We start from the raw sequence: 5898 nt of genomic DNA, 5'->3' as shown, positions 1-5898 counted from the left end.
CGGTTCGCCCGGTCGAGCTGGCCGCCACCACGACCGGGCGAACCGGCACGGTGCCGGCCAGCGGCCACGCCACCGTGTGGCCGTGGATCGCGGCGGCGGCCAGCCTGGCGATGGGCGTCGGCGGGGTGCTTGCCCTGGCTGCGGGCCGGCGATGGAGCGGGCTCTCGAAGCGGTATGACGCGCCAGCCGCCCAGCCCCGGGCGCGCAGCGCGTGGGACCAGCTGTCCGAAGGCTCGGACCCGACCCGGGATGACGCCGGCCGGGACGTGCCCGGCAGGCCGAAGCCGGAGGGTCGTCACCGCGGCGACGGCTCTGCCTGACACAATGACGCCCAAGGCCACCACTCGACAGCGCAAGGAGAACGCCACCATGGCTGCAGATCACGATGACGGTCAGAGCGTCGCAGCCTGGACGGCGGTCGGCGTCCTGCTCGTCGGGGCGGCGGTGATCTGCTTCGGCATCGGCTTCGGGATCGTGTGGCTCGACATCGTCGGGGTCGTCGTCTGTGCCCTCGGGCTGGTCGCGGGGAAGGTGCTGGCCATGGCTGGTTTCGGGGTCGACGCGGCCGAGCACAAGCACTCCGCCGCCTCGGGCTCGAAGTCCCAGAGTTCTGATGCGTCGCAGGCCCGCCAGCAGACGCAGGAGTGAGGCGGATTCGGAGTCAGGATCCCTGCCGGTTAGCCTAGTCCGGTGTCCACAGTCCTTGACGAGATCCTCGAGGGTGTCCGGGCCGACCTCGCCGATCGCCAGTCCGAGACCTCTCTGGACGACCTGAGGAGCCAGGCCGCCCAGATGCCCCCGGCCCGAGACGCGCTCGCCGCGTTGCGGATGCCGGGCGTGGGCGTCATAGCCGAGGTGAAACGCACCAGCCCGAGCAAGGGCGCCCTCGCGATGATCGCCGATCCGGCGGGTCTTGCAGCGGACTACGCCGACGGCGGTGCCAGCATCATCAGCGTCCTGACTGAGCGTCGCCGCTTCGGCGGAAGCCTCGCCGACCTTCGCGCGGTGCGTGCAGCCGTGGACGTCCCGGTCCTGCGCAAGGACTTCATCGTGTCCAGCTACCAGTTGTGGGAGGCCCGCGCCCACGGCGCCGACCTCGTGCTGCTCATCGTCGCGGCCCTCGAGCAGGACGCCCTGGTCGGGCTGCGGGAGCGAGCCGAGTCGCTCGGCATGACGGCTCTGGTCGAGGTCCATGAGGAGAGCGAGCTCGACCGAGCCGTCGACGCCGGAGCGAGGGTCATCGGCATCAACGCGCGCAACCTCAAGACGCTGGAGGTCGACCGTGGCACCTTCGCCACGTTGGCGCCCCGGATCCCGTCAGGTGTGGTCCGCGTCGCCGAGTCCGGCGTGCGCGGCCCCTACGACGTGATGGACTACGCCCGCTCGGGTGCCGACGCCGTGCTCGTGGGTGAGAGCCTGGTCACCGGTGGGCACCCACGCGAGTCCGTCGCCGACCTGGTCGCGGCGGGAGCACACCCGGCCCTGCGCCACCAGGGGACATGATGAGCGGCGACGACGAGCGGCGAGGACGGAGCGAAGCGACCCGCCGCCGAGGAGCGCGACCAGACGACATGATGGCGGCGGAGCACCCGGGCCGCTTCGGAGCGTATGGCGGTCGCTTCGTCCCGGAGGCCTTGGTCGCGGCGCTGGAGGAGCTCGACGAGGCACGCCTCAAGGCGGCCACCGACCCAGCGTTCCAGGGCGAGCTCGAGCGCCTGCACCGCACCTACACCGGTCGACCGAGCATCCTCACCGAGGTGCCTCGCTTCGCGGAGCACGCCGGCGGGGCTCGGGTCCTGCTCAAGCGGGAGGACCTCAACCACACCGGCTCGCACAAGATCAACAACGTGCTCGGCCAGGCCCTGCTGACGAGGCGGATGGGCAAGTCGCGGATCATCGCCGAGACCGGCGCCGGCCAGCACGGGGTGGCCAGCGCCACGGCGGCGGCCCTGCTCGGGCTGACGTGCACGGTCTACATGGGCGAGAAGGACACCCGGCGACAGGCGCTCAACGTGGCTCGGATGCGGCTCCTCGGTGCTGAGGTCGTGCCGGTCGCCCACGGCAGCGCCACCCTGAAGGACGCCATCAACGAGGCCATGCGTGACTGGGTGACCAATGTCGGGGACACGCACTACCTCATCGGCACGGTGACCGGTCCGCACCCCTTCCCCGAGATGGTGCGCGACTTCCACCGCATCATCGGCGTGGAGGCCAGGGCCCAGGTGCTCGACCTGGTGGGCCGCCTGCCCGATGCCGTCTGCGCCTGTGTGGGTGGAGGGTCCAACGCCATGGGCATCTTCCACCGCTTCATCGATGACGCGTCGGTCCGCCTCATCGGGCTCGAGGCCGGCGGTGAGGGCATCGAGTCCGGCCACCACGCCGCCCGGTTCAGCGGCGGCATACCGGGGGTGCTGCACGGGGCACAGACCTACGTGCTGCAGGACGAGGACGGTCAGACGCTTCCGTCCCACTCGGTCTCGGCCGGGCTCGACTACCCCAGCGTCGGTCCGGAGCACGCCTTCCTGCGCGACTCCGGCCGCGCGGAGTACCGCCCGATCACCGACAAAGAGGCGATGGACGCCTTTGCGCTGCTGTGCCGCACCGAGGGCATCCTGCCGGCCCTCGAGAGCGCCCACGCGCTGGCCGGCGCGCTGGAGGTCGGCCGCGAGCTCGGGCCCGAAGGCGTGGTCCTGGTCAACCTCTCCGGGCGGGGCGACAAGGACGTCGACACCGCCGCGCGTTGGTTCGGCCTCGTCGAGGACGGGGAGAGCCAGTCGTGACCCGGTTGTCCGACGTCCTCGCCCGCACGCGCGAGGAGGAGCGTGCCGCGCTCGTGGGCTACCTGCCGGTCGGCTACCCCGACGTGCCGGGGTCGATCGAGGCCATGACCGCTGTCGTGGAGGCCGGGGCCGACGTCATCGAGGTGGGCGTCCCCTACAGCGATCCGTTGATGGACGGCCCGGTGATCCAGCATGCTGCCGAGACCGCACTGGCGGGCGGTGTCCGGCTGCGGGACCTGTTCACCGCGGTCCGCGCCGTCGCCGACGCCGGCGCAGCGGTCGTGGTCATGACCTACTGGAACCCCGTGCTGCGGTATGGCGTGGAGCGCTTCGCCGCCGACCTCGCCGCTGCTGGTGGTTCCGGCCTGATCACGCCGGACCTGATCCCGGACGAGGCGAGCGAGTGGCTCGAAGCGGCGAAGCGGCACCACCTGGACCCCATCTTCCTCGTGGCGCCCAGCTCCACCGACGAGCGCCTCGCCCTGACCACGGCGGCGACGAGCGGCTTCGTCTACGCCGCCTCCACGATGGGTGTCACCGGAGCGCGCGCCAGCGTCGGCGACGCGGCCCACGTTCTCGTCGAGCGCACCCGCAAGGTCACCGACCTGCCGGTCTGCGTCGGGCTCGGGGTCTCCGACCGAGAGCAGGCCGCCCAGGTGGCCGGGTTTGCGGACGGGGTGATCGTGGGTTCTGCCCTGGTGCGTCAGTTGGCCGATGCCGCGGCGCCGGCGGACGGCCTCGCGGGGCTGCAGGCGGTCGTGCGAGAACTGGCGCTCGGGGCGCGGGAAGGACACACGCGATGAGTGGGACCAGCGAGACGGAGACCATGGCGGGAGCTTCGCGCAAACCCCTCGTCCTGGACCTGATCGGCTTGGCGGCCCGCCTGATCCTCGGCGGCGTCGTCCTGGTCGCCGGGCTGCTCAAGGTCACCGACCCGACGGCGGCCGAGCGCGCCGTCCGCGCCTACCAGATCCTCCCCTACGACCTGGCCGGCACCGTGGGCCTGGTCCTGCCGATCGTCGAGATCGTGGCGGGCGTCCTGCTCATCCTCGGCCTGTTCACCCGCATCGCCGCAGTCATCGGCGGTCTGCTGATGATCGCCTTCATCATCGGCATCGCGTCCGCCTGGGCCCGCGGCCTGACCATCGAATGTGGTTGTTTCGGCGGCGGGGGAACTATTCCGGCCGCTGAGACGAATTACCTACCAGAGATCCTGCGCGACATCGGACTGGTGATCTGCGCTGGCTGGCTGACCGTGCGACCTCGGACCACCTTCAGCCTCGACCGACGACTGTTCTGACAAGGAGCATCTCTCACCATGCGTCCCGACGCCTCTGCCAAGCTCGCCGCCAACAGACCCAAGGACGGACCCTCGAAGGTCCTCATCGGTGCCGTGATCGCCGCGGTCGCGATCATCGTCATCGTGGTCGTCGTCATCGTCAACGCGGAGCAGTCCAAGAGCAGCGCCGGGGGGTCGGCCAACGCCCTGTCCAACGGTGGTGGTGTGGTGGCCTACCCCGGCAAGGCATCCTCGGATGCGCCCACCGTGGATCTCTTCGAGGACTTCCAGTGCCCCTTCTGCAAGCACCTGGAGACCGCATCGGGCGCGGAGTTCGACAAGCTCGCCAAGAACGGTGACATCAAGCTGGTCGTCCACCCGATGACCATCCTCGACCGCCCGGGCACCGACGACTCGGTGCGTGCGGCGAACGCGGCCTACTGCGCGGACGACCAGGGCAAGTTCGTGGACTTCCGCAGGGTGGTCTTCGCCAACCAGCCGCAGGAGGGTGTGGGCTACACCGACGCCCAGCTCAAGCAGTTCGGGGCCGCAGCCGGGATCACGGGCGACGCCAAGAAGACCTTCGACCAGTGCGTCGACGCGCAGACCTACAAGAACTACGTCAACAACGTCCAGACCCAGGCCGAGAAGGCGGGCGTCTTCTCCACGCCGACGGTCAAGATCAACGGCAAGGCGGTCTCCAACCAGACCATGAACTCCTTCATGCAGGACCCGAGCGCGCTCGACAAGGCAGTCAAGGCCGCCACGAAGTGATCACGAGCATCCCCAGCCCGTCGACGGGCGTCTGGTGGCTGGGGCCGCTCGCCCTACGGGCGTATGCCCTGTGCATCCTCGCGGGGATCATCGTGGCGGTGTGGGTCGCGGGTCGCCGGTTGTACGACCGCGGTGCCGCCTCGACCGGTGTGGCGCTGGACATCTCCGGCTGGGCGGTGCCGTTCGGGATCGTCGGCGCCCGGATCTACCACGTCATCACGACGTGGCAGCCCTACTTCGGCGAGGGCGGCCACCCGATCGACGCGCTGAAGATCTGGCACGGCGGCCTCGGCATCTGGGGCGCGATCGCCTTCGGCGCCGTCGGCGCGTGGATCGGGTGTCGCCGCAAGAACGTCGCCTTCCTCGACTTCGCCGACGCGGCCGCTCCCGGCATCCTGGTCGCGCAGGCGTTCGGTCGGTGGGGCAACTACTTCAACAACGAGCTCTACGGTCACGCCACGGACGTGCCGTGGGCCCTGCAGATCCATGAGTGGGACCACAGCGCCGGCGCGGCGGTGCGCAACGCGGCGGGTCAGCCGATCGTCATCGGCACCTTCCAGCCGACGTTCCTCTACGAGGCGATCTGGTGCCTGCTCATCGCGGCGGCCATCGTGCTGATCGACCGTCGCCGAAGCCTCGGCAGGGGACGCGCCTTCTTTCTCTACGTGATGCTCTACCCGGTCGGCCGCGTCGTGTTCGAGCTGATGCGCACCGACCCGGCCAACCACATCTTCGGCCAACGGGTCAACGTCTGGGTCTGTGCCCTCGTGTTCCTGGCCGGGCTGATCGGCTTCCTCGTCGCGGGCCGCCGCCACCCCGACGGCGCCCCCCGCACCGTCCCTGCTACCGGACCGGCCGAACCGACCGATAACGCGGGCACCGCCGACACTGCCGGGAGCGCAGAAACTGCAGACACCAGCGCGACAGATACCGCCACCGCGTCGAAGAACTCCGACGACTCGAGCCCCTAGTACTACAGCCGCACTTAGTTTTTGCTGGTCCCGCGTGTCGACTGTGTGAGACTGGGAATTCACCGGCATGTTGCTCGTGTGATAGATGAGGTGG

The 5898-nt window shown here is 70.0% G+C and carries 8 protein-coding genes; all 8 read left to right on the top strand.

The annotated features are described in order from the left end of the window. Positions 1 to 320 (top strand): Trp biosynthesis-associated membrane protein (locus FRW57_RS16010; RefSeq protein ID WP_162529384.1); only part of this gene is annotated, 320 nt, incomplete at its 5' end. A gap of 49 nt (positions 321 to 369) precedes the next feature. Continuing rightward, positions 370 to 648, top strand: a complete 279-nt coding sequence (locus FRW57_RS16005) for an HGxxPAAW family protein (protein WP_203230364.1) — start codon at positions 370 to 372, stop codon at positions 646 to 648. Between the two features lie 42 nt (positions 649 to 690). Continuing rightward, positions 691 to 1503: an indole-3-glycerol phosphate synthase TrpC gene (gene trpC / locus FRW57_RS16000; protein WP_137122017.1), complete on the top strand. Its 813-nt coding sequence runs from the start codon at positions 691 to 693 to the stop codon at positions 1501 to 1503. A 71-nt stretch (positions 1504 to 1574) separates the two neighbouring features. Further along, a complete protein-coding gene (gene trpB, locus FRW57_RS15995) occupies positions 1575 to 2780 on the top strand; it encodes a tryptophan synthase subunit beta (protein WP_152186462.1) in 1206 nt (401 codons plus the stop codon). Next, the gene (gene trpA, locus FRW57_RS15990) at positions 2777 to 3583 is read left to right on the top strand and encodes a tryptophan synthase subunit alpha (RefSeq protein ID WP_152186461.1); all 807 of its coding nucleotides are present in this window, start codon (positions 2777 to 2779) and stop codon (positions 3581 to 3583) included. The genes trpB and trpA overlap by 4 nt, the downstream gene beginning before the upstream one ends. Beyond that, positions 3580 to 4080, top strand: a complete 501-nt coding sequence (locus FRW57_RS15985) for a DoxX family protein (protein ID WP_238384722.1) — start codon at positions 3580 to 3582, stop codon at positions 4078 to 4080. The genes trpA and FRW57_RS15985 overlap by 4 nt, the downstream gene beginning before the upstream one ends. Positions 4081 to 4098: 18 nt before the next feature. Continuing rightward, positions 4099 to 4833: a DsbA family protein gene (locus FRW57_RS15980; RefSeq protein ID WP_152186460.1), complete on the top strand. Its 735-nt coding sequence runs from the start codon at positions 4099 to 4101 to the stop codon at positions 4831 to 4833. Beyond that, positions 4830 to 5804: a prolipoprotein diacylglyceryl transferase gene (lgt, locus tag FRW57_RS15975; RefSeq protein WP_137122020.1), complete on the top strand. Its 975-nt coding sequence runs from the start codon at positions 4830 to 4832 to the stop codon at positions 5802 to 5804. The genes FRW57_RS15980 and lgt overlap by 4 nt, the downstream gene beginning before the upstream one ends. The last annotated feature ends 94 nt before the right edge of the window (positions 5805 to 5898 follow it).

It is taken from the genome of Segeticoccus rhizosphaerae, assembly GCF_009192725.1.
In the GTDB taxonomy this organism is placed as follows: domain Bacteria; phylum Actinomycetota; class Actinomycetes; order Actinomycetales; family Dermatophilaceae; genus Segeticoccus; species Segeticoccus rhizosphaerae.
Note: the sequence above shows the minus strand (reverse complement) of the source record. Positions and strands in the feature narration are given on the sequence as shown.

Bases quoted from the DNA above. Each gene is read 5' to 3' on its own strand.
- FRW57_RS16005 (WP_203230364.1), top strand. From the start codon at position 370: ATGGCTGCAGATCACGATGACGGTCAGAGCGTCGCAGCCTGGACGGCG.
- trpB (WP_152186462.1), top strand. From the start codon at position 1,575: ATGGCGGCGGAGCACCCGGGCCGCTTCGGAGCGTATGGCGGTCGCTTC.
- FRW57_RS15985 (WP_238384722.1), top strand. From the start codon at position 3,580: ATGAGTGGGACCAGCGAGACGGAGACCATGGCGGGAGCTTCGCGCAAA.
- FRW57_RS15980 (WP_152186460.1), top strand. From the start codon at position 4,099: ATGCGTCCCGACGCCTCTGCCAAGCTCGCCGCCAACAGACCCAAGGAC.